1 protein-coding gene is annotated in these 326 nt (G+C 39.9%); it reads left to right on the forward strand.

Annotated elements, in window-relative coordinates; translation table 11 throughout:
* On the forward strand, nt 1-326 hold a 326-nt coding region (locus IC221_RS29405; protein WP_188172339.1), incomplete at both ends, for a hypothetical protein.

A 326-nucleotide genomic window follows, 5' to 3' on the forward strand; every position in this document is an offset into this window, starting at 1 on the left:
TCGAATAGAGCTTTAACAAGCCTGCCGACAAGTCTGACAATTGGAAACTTTGGTTATCTTGAAACGGTAAATCTTGCGGATAACCAATTGGAGGATGTAGCACTTACTACTTTTGATAATGCTAATGACCAAAAGACGCAGTTCAATGTTGATAATAACCTCCTATTCTTCGATGACCTGATTGATAATAGCGAGTACATCAGCAGTTATGATGGTCAAACCTATAGCGGTGCAGATACGGAAACAGCGACAGTCACTTACGGAGATGCTTACTCTTATGATGGTGGATTTGAAATCGCTTCTCTTGAATACAACTGGACTAAAGT

This window comes from Flammeovirga sp. EKP202 (assembly GCF_014534745.1).
In the GTDB taxonomy this organism is placed as follows: Bacteria; Bacteroidota; Bacteroidia; order Cytophagales; family Flammeovirgaceae; genus Flammeovirga.